The sequence below is a fragment of the Actinoplanes aureus genome (genome assembly GCF_015704865.1).
Lineage (GTDB): Bacteria > Actinomycetota > Actinomycetes > Mycobacteriales > Micromonosporaceae > Actinoplanes > Actinoplanes aureus.
On sequence record NZ_JADQTO010000021.1, the window covers coordinates 21,872 to 36,845 of the forward strand.

The window sequence follows — 14,974 nt, forward strand, 5'->3', positions numbered from 1 at the left end:
GCTTGGGGCCCCTGACCACGAAAGCCCTTTTACTGGGCAGGCAGCCCGGACGGCCGGATCAGAAGTGCCGGCGGGGCGGAAGGGGCTGGATCGGATCGTCATGCACGGGCCGGTACTCGACGGCGAAAGAGTGCTCGCCGCTGAGCACCGTGGTCGCCGCCTGTCCGGGAAGCTCGACGACCGCGTCGCAGCCTGGCGGAACGATCACGTCGACGTGCAAGGTGGTGCCGTCGCGGCGCCAGGCGACGGAGGCCGGACCGTACGGTGTGCGGTGAGCGGCCGACGCCGAGGAGAGGCCGCCGCCGGGGCGCGGGCGTACCCGGATGGTCCGGTAACCCGGCGCGGCCGGGGCCAGCCCGGCCACGGTCCGGTGCAGCCAGTCGGCAACCGCGCCGAGGGCGTAGTGGTTGAACGAGGTCATCTCCCCGGGATTGATCGTGCCGTCGGGCAGCATGCTGTCCCAGCGTTCCCAGATGGTGGTGGCGCCCATGGTGACCGGGTAGAGCCAGGACGGGCAGCCGGTCTCCAGCAGCAGCCGGTACGCCTCTTCGAGGTGTCCGGTCTCGGAGAGCGCGTCGAGCACGAGCGGGGTGCCGGCGAACCCGGTGCCGATCCGGAATTCCGCCTTGCGCACCAGGCGGGCCAGCCGGGCGCCGGCGTGGGCGCGCTGGTCCTCGCCGTCGAGCAGGTCCAGGCAGAGCGCCAGGGCGTACGCGGTCTGGGTGTCCGAGACGCACCGCCCGCTCGCGGTGACGAACTCCCGGCGGAAGCCGGCGGCCACCCGGGCGGACAGGGCTTCGTAGTCGGTGGCGTCGTCGCTCTTGCCGACCAGGCGGGCCTGGCGGGCGAGCAGCCGGGCCGAGTAGGCGAGGTACGCCGTCGCGACCAGGTAGGGATCAGTGCGGGCCTCCCCGGGGCGGTCCGGTGGGGCGGCCGGGTCCAGCCAGTCGCCGAGTTGCTGGCCCCGGGCGATGACGTCGCCGCCGTCGAGCAGCCGGCGGCAGCCTTCCACCCAGCGCCGGGCGGTCTCGTATCCGCTCAGCACCGGACCGAGGTCGCCGGCGCGGTCCAGCAGCACGAGCGGCACGACGGTGGTGACGTCACCCCAGACGGCGCAGTGGAACTGCGGGAACGGCGTGTCGATGTGCGGCACGTACAGCGGGACCAGGCCGTCGTCGCCGGTCTCGGCGGACACGTCGGCGAGCCAGTCGGCGATGCTGCCGGTGGAGTCGTACAGGAACGCCGCGGTGGGCGCGAAGACCTGTAAATCGCCGGTCCAGCCGAGCCGTTCGTCGCGCTGCGGGCAGTCGGTGGGCACGGACACGAAGTTGCCGCGCATGCTCCACCGGACGTTGTCGTGCAGCCGTTGCAGCAGCGGTTCGGAGCAGGAGAACGTACCGGTCTCGGTCATGTCGTCGTGGCAGACCACCGCGACCACCGCGCCCGGTTCGATCTCGCCGGGCCAGCCGGCGATCTCCGCGTAGCGGAAGCCGTGGTAGGTGAACCGCGGCTCCCATGTCTCCGGCCCGTCGCCGGCGAGCACGTAGACGTCGTGCGCGTCGGCGGTGCGGATGGGCCGGGTGCACAGCCGGCCGTCCTCGAGGACTTCAGCGTGCCGCATGCTGATCGCCGTGCCGGCCGGTCCGGTGACGGTGATGCGCAGCCGTCCGGCGAGGTTCTGCCCGAAGTCGAGCAGGTGGGTGGCCTCGTCGACCCGGGTGACGCTGCGCGGAGGCAGCTCCTCGATGCGGCGCACCGGTGGTCCAGCCGGGGCGGTCAACTCACCAACATCAAGATCCTTTTTCTGTACGGGAGTCCAGGCTCCCGCCACGATCCGCGCGTCGTGGTGCTCGCCGTCGTAGATGCCGGCCCGCAGGATCGGCCCGTACGCCCAGCTCCAGGTGTCGTCGGTGACCACCCGCTCGACGCTGCCGTCGGCGTAGTGCAGTTCCAGCTGCGCGAGCAGCGCGGTGTCGCGGCCGTAGCGTTCACCGATCCGGTTCCAGCCGTACTCGCCGCGCCACCAGCCGTCGGCGAGCCAGCCGCTGAGCGCGTTCGGGCCGGGTTGCAGCAGGTCGGTGACGTCGAGCGTTTGGTAGCGCAGCCGGTGGTGGTAGCTGGTCCAGCCGGGAGCCAGCACCTCGTCACCGGCGCGGGACCCGTTGACCTCCAGTTCGTAGACGCCGCACGCGGTCGCGTACACCCGGGCGTGGAGAAGCCCTTCGCGGACGGTGAACTCGCGGCGCAGCAGCACCGGCCGCCGGTCGCCGTCGCCGGTGTCGGTGGAACCGACGAAGGCCGCCTGCCACTCCCCCGCGTCCAGCAGGCCGGCCTCGACCGTGGTGGTGGCGCTCCACGCGGTGGGCTCCGCCTCGCCGGACCAGACCCGGACCCGGATCTCGACCCGGTCGCGGGAGTTCAGCGCGGGTCCCGGCCAGGGCACCAGGACGCTGTCCGGGGAGTCGATGACGCCGCTGCTCCACAGGCCGACGGCTTCGACCTCGTACGCCCGCTGCCGCCAGCCGGGTGTACCGGTCTCCACCTGCCAGGACAGTCGTGGAGTTCGTTCGCCGATGCCGAGGGGGCGGGTGTGGTGCTCGATGCGGGGAGTGCTGACGCGCGTACCCCGATGGTTCTGTGCAGACAAAGCTCTAGCCTTACCGCGCCGGCCGTCAGGCCGCGCATGACTCGCTGGGTTGGGGGGAAGTGAGGCCGCCTGCGGCGATGGTGCGGGCGTACCAGTGAGCGCTGGCCTTGAGCGTGCGCCGCTGCGTGGCGTAGTCGACGTGGACGAGCCCGAACCGTTTGGTGTAGCCCTCGGCCCATTCGAAGTTGTCCAGCAGCGACCAGACGAAGTAGCCGCGCAGGTCCACTCCGGCGCTCAGTGCCGCATGCGCCGCGCGCACATGCCCGTCCAGAAAGGCGACGCGCTCGGTGTCGTCCGGCTCGTCGTCGAACGCCGCGCCGTTCTCGGTGACGTACAGCGGGACCGGTCCGTAGTCGCGATGCAGGCGCAGCAGCAGTTCGGTGAGACCGTCCGGCTCGACCGGCCCAGGCCACCGCCCCGGTGTCACCTTTGCGGATCCGGCCCGGTGTCGCGCTGAAGGTGTCCCAGATCGACGGCACACGACCGTCGTCGGTGACCGCGCCCTCGATCTGGTACGCCGCGGTGCCCGCTCCCCAGGCGAAGTCCGCCGGGAACCGGATGGCCGGCGTGCCCATCAGCCCTTCACCGCACCGGCGGTCATGCCGGCCACGATGCGCCGGTTGAAGAACAGGAACATGATCAGCGGCGGGATCGTGATCAGCAGGATGTTCATGAACAGCAGGTTGTACTGGGTGCCGTACTGGCTCTGGAAGTTGTAGAGCGTCAGCTGCACGGTGGCGTTGTCGCTGCCGGGCAGGAAGTACAGCGGGTTGGTGAAGTCGTTGAAGACCGCCACCGACTGCACCACGATCACCGTGATCGCCACCGAGCGCAGGAGCGGGAAGATCACCCGGAAGAACAGGCGGACCGGGCCGGCGCCGTCGATGATCGCGGCCTCGTCGAGCTCGCGCGGAATGGTGGCGATGAACGCGCGGAACAGCAGGATGCTGAACGCCAGGCCGAACGCCACCTCGACGAAGATCAGGCCGGTCATGGTGCGGAACAGACCGATTCCCTGCAGCACCCAGATGGTGGGGACCACCGCGGGCGGGACGATCAGTCCGGACAGCACCAGGAAGTTGATGAGCGGGGTCCACCGGCTGCGGCGGCGTTGCAGCACGAAGGCGACCATCGCGGCCAGGATCACCATCAGCGTCACGCTGCAGACGGTCAGGATCGTGCTGTTGATGAACGCGATGATCAGCATGTAGTCGCGGGCCTGGACCACGTCGACGAGGTTCTGCACGAACTGCACGTTGCGCGGCCAGGAGAACTCCAGCCGGGACGCGTCCTGGCGGTCCTTCAGGGCGGTGAGCACGATGAACGCGAACGGCACCAGGAACACCACCGCCGACATGGTGATGGCGACCAGGCTGAGCAGGTGGTTCTTACGGGGGCGCCGGACGGTTGCCGTCGTCACTGGTCGACCTCCTTGCGGTTGAGGAACCCGTAGAGCGGGATCACGATCGCCGTGACGACCAGGAACAGGACCACGTTGCCGGCGGTCGACAGGCCGTAGAACCCTGCCTGGTACTGCTTGTAGATGACCGACGCGATGACGTCGGAGGTGAAGCCGGGTCCGCCGCGGGTCATCGCCCAGACCAGGTCGAACGAGCGCAGGCCGCCGATCAGCGACAGGATGATCACGGTGACGGTCGCGGGCCGGGCCAGCGGCAGGACGATCGCGCGGAAGACCGCGAGCCGGCCGGCGCCGTCGACCCGGGCGGCCTCGAAGTACTCGCCGGGGATCGACACGATGCCGGCGATGTAGATCAGGGTGGCCAGGCCGACGCCCTTCCACACGTCCACCAGCGCCACCGACAGCAGCGCGTAGCTGGGGTCGGTGAGCCAGGCCGGGCCGTCGATGCCGACCAGCGCCAGCGACTTGTTGATCAGGCCTTCGTCGGGGTGCATCAGCACGGTGAAGGTCAGCCCCACGCCGATGGTGCTCACCAGCACCGGGAAGAACACCACCGAACGCAGGTAGCCGCGGGCCACGATCTGCGAGGTGAGCAGCACTGCCAGGAGCAGACCGAGAACGATCTTGAGGCCGGAGGTGACCACCGCGTAGATCAGGGTGTTGACGAAGCCCTTGATCAGCGCGGGCTCCTGGAAGAACTGGACGAAGTTGTCGAGTCCGATGAACTCGTGCTCGAAGATGGTCCAGCGGGTCAGGCTGAAGTAGAACGAGGCGAAGGTCGGTGCCAGGAACAGCGCGCCGTAGACGACGGCGGCCGGCAGGTAGAACCAGTACGAGTACGGGCTCCGGACCCTCCGGGGGCGTGCGGCAGCGACGCTCGTCCGGCCGCCGTGCTCCTGGCGGACATCAAGTGCGGTCATGATCGACTAAGTCCTCTCGGCCGTGCCCGGCGGCAGCCCTGCTGCGCTGCCACCGGGCCGGGTTATCGACCTACCAGCCGGACAATCCGAGCTGCTGTGCCTGCTTCTTGACGTCCTGGTCGTAGAGGGCGGCGCCGTCGGCGGCCTTACGGATGCCGGATCCGACCTCCACGGTGATCTGTTCCAGCGTGGGCCCCTTGACCGGCGACAGGAACTCCAGCGCCGGGCTGGTGGCCTTGCTGTCGAAGTACGGCTGCATGTCCTTGATCGCTGCCGGCACGGTGTCCGGCAGATCGCAGCCCTTGACCACGAACGGCCCGGACGGGGTGGACGCGCCGGCCATGATGTCGCAGCCCTCCTTGCTCACCACGAACGTGATGAACTGGCGCGCGGCGTCGAGCTTGGCGCCGGTGGTGCTCTTCGGGACGTACAGGCCGCCCGGCTCCCAGACGGTCAGGCCGTTCTTGGCGGCGTCGTCGCCGGGCAGGGCGAAGAACCCGATGTCGTCGATCTTGTCCGGCGAGTTGGCGGCCAGGGTCGCCACCGTGAAGGTCAGCATCGGGAAGTGCGCGCCCTTGCCGTCGGCGAGCAGCTTCAGGCCCTGCTCCAGTTTGGCGGAGGCGAAGTCCTTGTTCAGGTACTTGGCGTCGTGCACGTCCTGCAGCCGCTGGAAGCTGCGCAGCGCGGCCGGCGTGGTGGCGAACTTGGCCTGGTTGGCGGTGAACTTCTCGGCGAAGTCCGGCTGGTCGGCGGCCACGTTGTGGTAGTCGGCCAGGACGATCACCTGCGACGTCCAGGTGTCCTGGTAGGCCTGCACCACCGGGGCGACCCCGGCCGCCTTGATCTTGGCGTTGTTGGCCATGAAGTCGGCCCAGGTCTTGGGCACCTGCAGGCCGAGCTTGGTGTAGACGGCCTTGTTGTAGAGGATGCCGCCGCCCATGGCGGCGCCGTTGGGTGCGCCGTAGAGCTTGCCGCCGGCGGTCACGGTGACCTTGAAGGCCGGGTCCAGGTCCCCGACGTACGGCTGGTCGTCCAGCGGCGTCAGGTTCTGCTCCGGCTTCAGCGCCTGGAACAGCGAACCCGAGTTGTACCCGAACACGTCGGCCATGTCGCCGGTGGCGAGCCTGGTCTTGACGATGTTGTCGCCCTCACCGCCCTGCGGCCGGGTCTCGATCTTCACCTGGATCGACGAGTTCTTGGCGTTGAAGGCCGAGACGAGCGCCTCGGCGGTCTTGACGGTCGACGCCTCGTTGTCGACCAGGTACGACACGGTGGTGGTGCCCTCCTCGTCGCTGGTGCCGAGGCTGCCGGCACTGCAGGCGCTGAGCACCAGGGCACCGGCGGCGAGGGCCGCCAGGGCGAGACGGCGGGACGGACGTATGGACATCGCGGGAGACCTCCGGGCCAGGGGTTTGTTACACGATGAAGAAGATTTGCGTGCTTTGAGAGCATTATTTGAATCGATTCACGGGCGACTGTAGGGGTGGATGTGATCCACGTCAACCATGAGGCGGTTTTCCGCTCTCGATGATCGCCACAGGCCTTGACATAAGGCTGATATCGGGCGTTCGCCTGAATCGGTTCACGGGCCTGATCACTACGGCACTACGCTGGCCGGCATGCCGAGGAACTCGCCGTCAGACGCCCGACGTGGCCGTCGCGCCGCCCAGGAAGGCGCCCGGCCCAGCGTGCAGGACGTCGCCAAGCTCGCCGGCGTCGCGGTCGGGACCGTCTCGAACGTGCTGAACAATCCCGACCGGGTCACCGAGTTCACCCGCCGCAAGGTGGAGGCCGCCATCGCCGAGCTGGGCTTCGTACGCAACTTCGCGGCCCGCACGCTGGTGGCCGGCACGACCAACACGGTCGGGCTGGTCCTCGTCGACATCGGCAACTCCCTGTTCGTCGACATCGCCCGCGGCGCCGAGGCGGCCACGGCCGCCTCGGGTCTCAAGCTCCTGCTCGCCAACAGCGACGTGGACCAGGCCAAGCAGGACGCCTACCTGGAACTGTTCGATCAGGCTCAAACCGCCGGGCTGCTCCTGGCGCCACTGGACGGACCGCTGGACGCGGCGCGGGCCATCGCCCGGCGCGGCCGGCCGATCGTCGTGGTCAACGCACCCGCCGCCGACCCGGACATGTGCTGCGTGGCCGTCGACGAGCAACTCGGCGGCTACCTCGCCGCGCACCACCTGATCGCCCAGGGCGCCCGGCGCCTGGCGTTCGTCGGCGGGCCGCTGCATCTGCACGCCATCCGTGATCGGCTCGACGGCGCCCGCCAGGCCGCCACCGAGGCGTCCCTGGACCTCACCGTCATCGAGACGCACGCGCTCAACGTGCGCGACGGCAGGACCGCCGGAGGCAATCTGCTGCGCCAGTCCCGGCGCGTCGACGGCATCGTCTGCGCCTCCGACCCGCTCGCCGTCGGGGTGATCAACGCCGCGGCCGAGAGAGGTGTCGGCGTCCCGGACGACCTGGTGGTCGTCGGCTACGACAACAACCACCTGGCGTCGGAGAGCCTCATCCCGATCTCCACGATCGCGCAGCCGGGACTGCGGATGGGCGAGGTGGCGACGCAGCTGCTGCTCGAGGAGACCCAGAACGACCCGGACCACCGGCATCAGACCGTCGTCCTGGAACCGCACCTGATCGCCCGGCGCAGTTCGCAACGCCGGCGGCCCACCACGAACCGGCTGCGGACACCGTAGGTCTTTGAACGGTTCAAACCGTTCTTTCGCAGGTCAGGCCGCACGCTGGCATTCGGCCACGTCGGGGGCTATTGACGTTCATCAGCGGGATGCTTACTGTGGCGCCACTCCCGTGAATCGATTCACGGTCTGAGCACAATCCCCTGCCCTGCAGAAGCCGGAGCACGCTGTGCCTCAACTTCCGATTCGCCACTTATATACCATCATGGCCGCCGCCCTCGTCCTGACCTCGGCCGCCGGCACCGTCGCCGCGCTTCCGGGACGGGCGCAAGCCGCACCCCCCGACTTCGGACCCCACGTGGTCGTCTTCGACCCGTCCATGTCCAGCTCGGCCATCCAGGCTCAACTCGACGCCGCCTTCACCACCCAGCAGAACAACGAGTTCGGCACCCAGCGCAACGCGTTCCTGTTCAAGCCCGGCAGTTACGCGGTGGACGCGAAACTCGGCTACTACACCACCGTTGCCGGTCTGGGCGCCGCACCGGGCGACGTCGCCATCACCGGAGCGGTCCGGGTGGAGGGCCGCAACGACGCCCTGACCAACTTCTGGCGCTCGGCCGAGAACCTGTCGATCACGCCCACCGGCGGGACCAACCGCTGGGCGGTGTCGCAGGCCGCACCCCTGCGCCGGGTGCACGTGCGCGGCAACCTCGAGCTGCACACCGCCGACTACGCGTACGCCAGCGGCGGCTACATCGCCGACACCCGGGTCGACGGCCATGTCGACGCCACCACCCAGCAGCAGTACTACACCCGCGACAGCGCCATCGGCAGCTGGAACGGCTCGGTGTGGAACATGGTGTTCTCCGGCACCACCGGCGCACCGCCGCAGAGCTTCCCCGACCCGCCGATGACCACCGTGGCGACGACCCCGGTGAGCCGGGAGAAGCCGTTCCTGACCGTCAACGCGGCCGGCGACTACTCGGTGTTCGTACCGGCGGCACGAAGCAACGCCTCCGGCCTGTCCTGGGCCGGCGGTGCCGGCATCGGCACCTCCGTGCCGATCAGCAGCTTCCACATCGCCAAGCCGACCGACTCGGCCGCGACGATCAACGCCCAGCTGGCCGCCGGCAAGCACCTGCTCGTCACCCCCGGCGTTTACCAGCTGTCCCAGGCCCTGCGGGTGACCCGGCCCGGCACCGTGGTCCTCGGCCTCGGCATGGCCACCCTGGTGCCCACCGCGGGCAACGCCGCCATCGCGGTCTCCGACGTCGACGGCGTCCGGGTGGCCGGGCTGATCGTGGACGCCGGTGCGACCCGATCGGCGAACCTGATGACCGTCGGCGCGTCCAAGACCTCCGTGCGGCACGCGGGCAACCCGACATCGGTGCAGGACGTCTTCTTCCGCATCGGCGGCGCCACCACCGGCCGGGCCACCAACAGCCTGCTGGTCAACAGCAACGACGTGCTCCTCGATCACATCTGGGCGTGGCGTGCCGACCACGGCGCCGGAGCCGGCTGGGCCAGCAACACGGCGGACACCGGCGTCACGGTCAACGGCGACTCGGTGACCGCGCTCGGCCTGTTCGTCGAGCACTACCAGAAGTTCCAGACGATCTGGAACGGCCAGAACGGCCACACGATCTTCTACCAGAGCGAGCTCCCGTACGATCCGCCGAACCAGGCGGCCTGGAAGAGCGCCAGCACCGTGAACGGGTACGCCTCCTACAAGGTCGGCGCCTCGGTGACCGGTCACGAGGCGTGGGGTCTGGGCGTCTACTCGTACTTCAACCAGAACCAGCCGGTCTACGCCGACCGCGCGATCGAGGTGCCGAACGCCGCCGGGGTCAAGATCCACGACGCGGTGAGTGTCTTCCTCGCCGGCAGCGGCGGCATCAACCACGTCGTCAACAACGCCGGCGCACCCGTCGCCACCGGTGCCGCCACCGCCTACCTGACCGAGTACGCCGCCGGCCCGCCGGTCACGCGTACCGCCAAGAAGGGCATCGCGACGATCAAGTACAGCACCGACCAGGCACGCCTGTCCGCCGCCGGTGCCGGCTGGTACTACAACTGGTCCCCCACCGGAACGGCCGGCGCCGGAGTGGAATTCGTCCCGCAGGTCTGGAACGACGCCGCGGCGAGTCCCGCCACCATCAGCGCGCTGACCGCCGGCAAGCAGCAGGGCAGATACACCCACCTGCTCGGCTTCAACGAACCCGACCTGGCCGAACAGGCCAACATGACGGTCACGCAGGCGCTCGACGCGTGGCCCGCCCTGCAGTCGACCGGTCTCACCCTGGGCAGCCCGGCACCGGCGAACTACTGGAGCGGCTGGCTCGATGAGTTCATGACCGGCGCCGCCGGACGCGGCTACCGGGTCGACTTCATCAACCTGCACATCTATCCCGACTGGACCAACCCCGGCGCGATCGAGGAGGTCCGCGGCACGCTCGCCGACGCCTGGAACAAGTGGCACAAACCGATCTGGCTCACCGAGATCGGCACGGTGGACACCTCGGCCTGGAAACCGATGTACGGCACACCCAGCCAGTCGGCCGCCGACACCTTCATCCAGAAGGTGGTGCCGCTGCTGGAGAACCTTCCGTACGTGCAGCGGTACGCGTGGTTCGCGGACAACTGCTCGGGCACACCCACCTGCCAGTACTCCACGCTGTACGACAGCGCCGATCAGCTGACCAGCCGGGGCGCCGCGTTCGCCGCCGGGAAGCCGATCGGCCCGGCCGGCCGGTTCCGGATCGTCAACAAGGCGCAGCCGGTGGTCGCCCTGCACGCCGCCGGGGAGGCGTACGGAAGCAACGGACACCAGGTCGCGGCCACCCCGGCGTCGTGGGGCTGGGACCAGCAGCGCTGGCAGATCAGCGAGGCGGGTGGCGGCTATTACACCGTCAGCAGCCTGGGCTATCCGGGGACCCGGCTCACCACGACCGGCGACGCCTACCCCGGCGGCACTGGCAACTACCGCCTGTCGGCCGCCCCGGCCGACGGCGGTGACGCCCAGCTGTGGCAGGTCGTGAAGACCTCCGACGGCTACTACCGGCTGATCAACAAGGCCAGAGGCACGGCGCTGCAGTCGACGTTCGAGGCGTACAACGGCCGGACGGATTCGTACCACGTCGCCGGAACCTCGGCGTCGTTCGCCAACGACCAGCAGTCCTGGGCACTGATCGCCGGCTGACCACTCGGTCCGGGCACGCGAAGAACGGGCGGCCGGCGGCTACATGGCGCCGGCCGTTCATTTCTGCTCGTTCAGGATTGCCGCGAGGGCGGACAGGAAGAACGAGGCCACCGTGATCCAGACGGTGGCCTTGATGACGACCCGGCCGATCCGGGCCATCCGGCTGTCGCCGGTGCCCTCGGCCAGCCGCCCCATCATCTCCGCCTGCGCCTCGACGGTGAACGGGCTGCCGCCCGTGTTGTCATAGCTGCGCTTCAACCAGTCGCGGTCGGGATCCGGGTCCTGAATCGTGCCCACGCCCCCAGTCTGCGCGGCCTGCGCAACGTCGTCGTGCCGGAGCTAAGTTTTCGTGCCGCACGCCGTCATACGCGTATGAGGTCCCCGCGATCGGGATCGGCGACGGGAGTAGCACATGACGTTCGGCAGCTCAGCCAGTACAGAGAATCAGGCAACCAAGGCGCACCAGCCCGGCGGTCGGCAGGTCGGCGGCGGCGCAGACCGGCATCGCAGGCTCGCCGGCGCGCCGGCGAAGGCCACCGTCCGGGAGTGGCTCGGGCTGGCAGTGCTGTGCCTGCCGACCATGCTGGCGGCGGTCGACGTCAACATCACGTTCCTGGCGTTGCCGCACCTGAGCGCGGACCTCGGCGCGAGCAGCACGCAGCAGCTCTGGATCTCGGACGTCTACGGCTTCCTCATCGCCGGCTTCCTGATCACAGCAGGCAACCTCGGTGACCGGATCGGGCGGCGCACGGTGCTGCTCGGCGGTGCGGCACTGTTCCTTGTCGCATCGATCGCCGCCGCGTACGCCGTCTCGCCGGAAATGCTGGTGGCGGCGCGGGCGGTACTCGGCGTCGCGGGCGCCACCCTGATCCCGTCGGTGCTGGCGCTGCTGCGCGAGATGTTCCAGGACCCGAGGCAGATGGGTGCGGCCATGGGCGCGTGGGGCACCTCGCTGATGGCCGGCATGGTGCTCGGCCCGGTGATCGGCGGCCTGCTGCTCGACTCGTTCTGGTGGGGATCGATCTTCCTCATGGCCGTACCGGTCATGGCGCTGCTCCTGCTGACCGCACCGCTGCTCGTGCCGGACTCCCGCGACCCGGCCGCGCGCCGGCTGGACCTGATCAGCGTGGTGTTGTCCGTGGCGGCGGCGCTGCCGTTCATCTACGGCGTCAAGACCCTGGCCCGCGATGGCTGGGACGTGGCGGCGGTGGTGGCGTTGATCGCGGGGCTGTGCTGCGCGGTGTGGTTCGTGCTGCGACAACGCCGGGTCAGCAACCCGCTGCTGGACCTGAGCCTGTTCAGCAACCGCGCGCTGTCCACCACGCTGGTGCTCGCCCTGCTCATCGCGTTCGTGATGGGCGGGGTCGGCCTGATGGGAACGCTGTACCTGCAGCTCGTCGCCGGCCGTTCGCCGTTCGAGACCGGGCTGTGGCTGCTGCTGCCGTCGGCGGTGATGATCATCGTCGGCAACCTGGCGCCGGCGATCGCGCGCAAGGTGCGCCCCGCGTACGTCCTCATGACCGGCTCGATCGTCGCAGCGGCCGGAATGGTCGTGCTGACCCAGGTCCCCGCCACGTCCGGCCTGACGATCCTGCTCGCCGGGATCACGATCGTCTACGTCGGAGGCGCGGCGGTCGGCCCGATGGCACCGTTCCTGGTGATGTCGTCGGCGCCCCCGCAGAAGGCAGGTGCCGCCGGCTCGCTGGCGTCGACCGCCGGCGAGCTGGGTGTCGCGCTCGGCGTGGCGATCCTCGGCGTCATCGGCGGCGCCGTCTACCGCAACCAGGTCGAGGTCCCCGGCGGTGTCCCCCACAACGCTGCGGCCGCGGCCCACGACAGCATCACCGGGGCGGTCACGGTCGTACCAGGACTTCCGGCCGATGCCGGTGCCGCGTTGCTGACGTCGGCGCGCACCGCATTCACCGACGGACTGCATATCATCGCGATCGTGTCGGTCGTCATCTTCGTGGTGCTGGCGGTGGTCGCGCGGCTCGGCCTCGGGCACCTGCCGTCGCTCGGCGACATGCCCATGCCGGGCACCGCGGCGGACGCCGACCGGGCGCCGGCGGGCCGGTGACTCCGGTGGAGGCGCTCGACGAGTCCACGTTCAGCGGCCTGGTGCAGCGGCACCGGCACGAGTTGCGGGTGCATTGCTACCGGATGGTCGGGTCGTTCACCGACGCCGAGGACCTGGTGCAGGAGACCCTGCTCCGGGCCTGGCGCAAGCGCGACACCCTTCAGGGGCCGGCGACCGCGCGGGCCTGGCTGTACCGGATCGCGACCAACACGTGCCTCGACTTCCTCGACCGTGCTCAGCGCCGGCCCCGCCCCGAGGGCGCGGCCGGCTCACCGGAGCGGATTCCGTGGCTCGAGCCGTACCCGGACCTGCTGCTCGACCGAGCCGCACCGCACGACGCCGAACCCGACGCCACCGTCATCGAGAAGGAGACCATCGAACTGGCGTTCCTGATCGCCATCCAGCATCTGTCGCCGACGCAGCGGGCCGTGCTCATCATGCGCGACGTCCTGGGCTGGCCCGCGTCCGGCACCGCCGGCATCCTCGGTCTCAGCGTCTCCTCGGTGAACAGCGCCCTGCCCCGGGCCCGCGCCGCCCTGCGCTCCCACCTCTCACCGAGCCGGCTGGAGTGGGCACCCGCCGCGGACCCGACGGAGGCCGAACGGACGCTTCTGCACCGCTACCTGGCGCTGCTGGACGGGCCCGACACCAGCGCCATGGCCGCACTGCTCCATGAAGACATCCGCGTGACCATGCCGATGCCGCAGCCGTGCACGTCCAGCTCCCGGCCGACGCTGTGGGTCGGGCGCGACACGTTCGCCGCAGCGCTCGCCGAGGTCCTGGACCGATCCGCGCCGGGCTACCTGGGACAGTGGCGCCGGCAGCCGACGCGGGCAAACCGGCAGCCGGCGGTCGCGCACTACCTGCGTCGGCCGGGCGACACCCGGTACCGGGCACAGGTGCTGGAGGTGCTGGGCGTCACCGACGGCCGGATCACCGAGATCACCTCCTTCGGCCCCCACCTGTTCGCCGCCTTCGACCTTCCCACCACCTGCTGAGCCGGGTCAGGATCTGCGCCCGCGGTGGACCAGCGTCGTCGGAAGAACGAGCCGGCGGACGTCCGCCGTGCTGCCGCCGATCCGGTCGAACAGCAGGGTCGCCGCCTGCCGGCCGAGCTCGACCGCGTCGTACGTGATCAGGGCGACCGGACGGGGCAGCAGGTCGACCAGCTCGACGTCGTCGAACCCGGCGATCCCCACCTCGCCGTGCGCCGCGGCCGCGTGCAGCACTCCCACACAGATCCGGTTGTTGTCGGCGAAGACGGCGTCAGCGTTCACCGGTGCCGTGAGCAGGGCGGCAGCGGATCGGGCCGCGTCTTCGACGGTGTGGTTGCCCAGGCTGATCAGCGCGGGGTCGCACGGCAGTCCCGCGTCGGCGAGTGCCTGCCGGTAGCCGGCCTGGCGCGCTGCGCCGGTGTGGACTGCCGGGTCGCCGCCGAGATAGGCGATGCGCCGGTAGCCGGCCGAGATCAGGTGCGCGGCGGCGCGCTGCGCGCCGCCGAAGCTGTCGAGCACGACGGAGTCGGCGGGTACGCCCGGCGGGACGCGGTCGATGAAGACCATGGGTACGCGGCCGGCGAGTTCGTGGTGCAGGTCGACGTGGTCGTGGGCGGTCGGCACGACGAGCAGGCCGTCGACGCGGCGGCGTACGAGGTCACGCAGCAGGTCGCGTTCCTGGTCGTAGTCCTGGCCGGTGCTGCCGACGACGAGCATGTGGCGGTGGCGGCGGGCGATCTGTTCGGCGCCGCGGATGATCGCGGACCAGAACGGGTTGCCGGGGTCCTCGATGACCAGGGCGACGGTGTTGGCGGCCTGGCCCGGCCGCAGCGTGCGGGCGATTTCGTTGCGGTGGAAGCCGAGCTCGGCGATGGCGCGTTCGACGGCGGCGCGGGTCTCGGGCCGGATGTAGCGCTCGTCGTTGACGACCCGCGAGACGGTCGCCGGGCTGACGCCGGCCGCCTTCGCGACGTCGCGCATGGTGGGCTGCCGCATGAAATCCCCTCTGTTGACCGCGCCAAGAGTCATTGATTAACTTCTCTGTATACGTTCTCAGAAACTCACAGGAGG

Annotated in this window: 10 protein-coding genes and 2 pseudogenes; 4 read left to right on the forward strand and 8 right to left on the reverse strand. The window is 69.9% G+C overall.

The annotated features are described in order from the left end of the window. Positions 1-58 precede the first annotated feature (58 nt). The 6 genes and pseudogenes from I4J89_RS34145 to I4J89_RS34165 all read right to left on the reverse strand — a co-directional run bounded on the left by I4J89_RS34145 (position 59) and on the right by I4J89_RS34165 (position 6,374). Positions 59-2,647, reverse strand: a complete 2,589-nt coding sequence (locus tag I4J89_RS34145; RefSeq protein ID WP_196418278.1) for an alpha-L-rhamnosidase — start codon at positions 2,645-2,647, stop codon at positions 59-61. A gap of 25 nt (positions 2,648-2,672) precedes the next feature. Next, positions 2,673-3,047: pseudogene (locus tag I4J89_RS34150) on the reverse strand (family 1 glycosylhydrolase); the annotation flags it as partial. A 67-nt stretch (positions 3,048-3,114) separates the two neighbouring features. Continuing rightward, positions 3,115-3,222 (reverse strand): annotated as a pseudogene (locus tag I4J89_RS52045) (family 1 glycosylhydrolase); the annotation flags it as partial. Beyond that, positions 3,222-4,067, reverse strand: a complete 846-nt coding sequence (locus tag I4J89_RS34155; protein ID WP_309238582.1) for a carbohydrate ABC transporter permease — start codon at positions 4,065-4,067, stop codon at positions 3,222-3,224. The pseudogene I4J89_RS52045 and the gene I4J89_RS34155, both read right to left, overlap by 1 nt. Then, entirely contained in the window at positions 4,064-4,987 is a 924-nt protein-coding gene (locus tag I4J89_RS34160; protein ID WP_196418280.1) for a carbohydrate ABC transporter permease, read from the reverse strand. Before I4J89_RS34160 ends, I4J89_RS34155 begins: the two co-directional genes overlap by 4 nt. A gap of 70 nt (positions 4,988-5,057) precedes the next feature. Continuing rightward, positions 5,058-6,374, reverse strand: a complete 1,317-nt coding sequence (locus I4J89_RS34165; RefSeq protein ID WP_196418281.1) for an ABC transporter substrate-binding protein — start codon at positions 6,372-6,374, stop codon at positions 5,058-5,060. A 232-nt stretch (positions 6,375-6,606) separates the two neighbouring features. Between I4J89_RS34165 and I4J89_RS34170 the strand changes: the two genes are divergently transcribed. Together I4J89_RS34170 and I4J89_RS34175 are read left to right on the forward strand one after the other, a co-directional pair. Further along, positions 6,607-7,692, forward strand: a complete 1,086-nt coding sequence (locus tag I4J89_RS34170) for a LacI family DNA-binding transcriptional regulator (protein ID WP_196418282.1) — start codon at positions 6,607-6,609, stop codon at positions 7,690-7,692. 205 nt (positions 7,693-7,897) lie between these two features. Next, positions 7,898-10,831 (forward strand): pectate lyase-like domain-containing protein, encoded by a 2,934-nt coding sequence (locus tag I4J89_RS34175; RefSeq protein ID WP_196418283.1) that lies wholly within the window; start codon positions 7,898-7,900, stop codon positions 10,829-10,831. A 57-nt stretch (positions 10,832-10,888) separates the two neighbouring features. On the opposite strand, the gene I4J89_RS34180 is transcribed toward I4J89_RS34175, so the two are convergent. Continuing rightward, the gene (locus tag I4J89_RS34180; RefSeq protein WP_196418284.1) at positions 10,889-11,128 is read right to left on the reverse strand and encodes a hypothetical protein; all 240 of its coding nucleotides are present in this window, start codon (positions 11,126-11,128) and stop codon (positions 10,889-10,891) included. A gap of 115 nt (positions 11,129-11,243) precedes the next feature. Between I4J89_RS34180 and I4J89_RS34185 the strand changes: the two genes are divergently transcribed. Continuing rightward, the gene (locus I4J89_RS34185; RefSeq protein WP_196418285.1) at positions 11,244-12,908 is read left to right on the forward strand and encodes an MFS transporter; all 1,665 of its coding nucleotides are present in this window, start codon (positions 11,244-11,246) and stop codon (positions 12,906-12,908) included. Then, entirely contained in the window at positions 12,905-13,906 is a 1,002-nt protein-coding gene (locus I4J89_RS34190) for an RNA polymerase subunit sigma-70 (RefSeq protein ID WP_309238583.1), read from the forward strand. The genes I4J89_RS34185 and I4J89_RS34190 overlap by 4 nt, the downstream gene beginning before the upstream one ends. Positions 13,907-13,912: 6 nt before the next feature. Here the strand turns inward: I4J89_RS34190 and I4J89_RS34195 are convergent, their stop codons facing one another. Beyond that, entirely contained in the window at positions 13,913-14,899 is a 987-nt protein-coding gene (locus I4J89_RS34195; protein WP_196418286.1) for a LacI family DNA-binding transcriptional regulator, read from the reverse strand. Between the last annotated feature and the right edge of the window lie 75 nt (positions 14,900-14,974).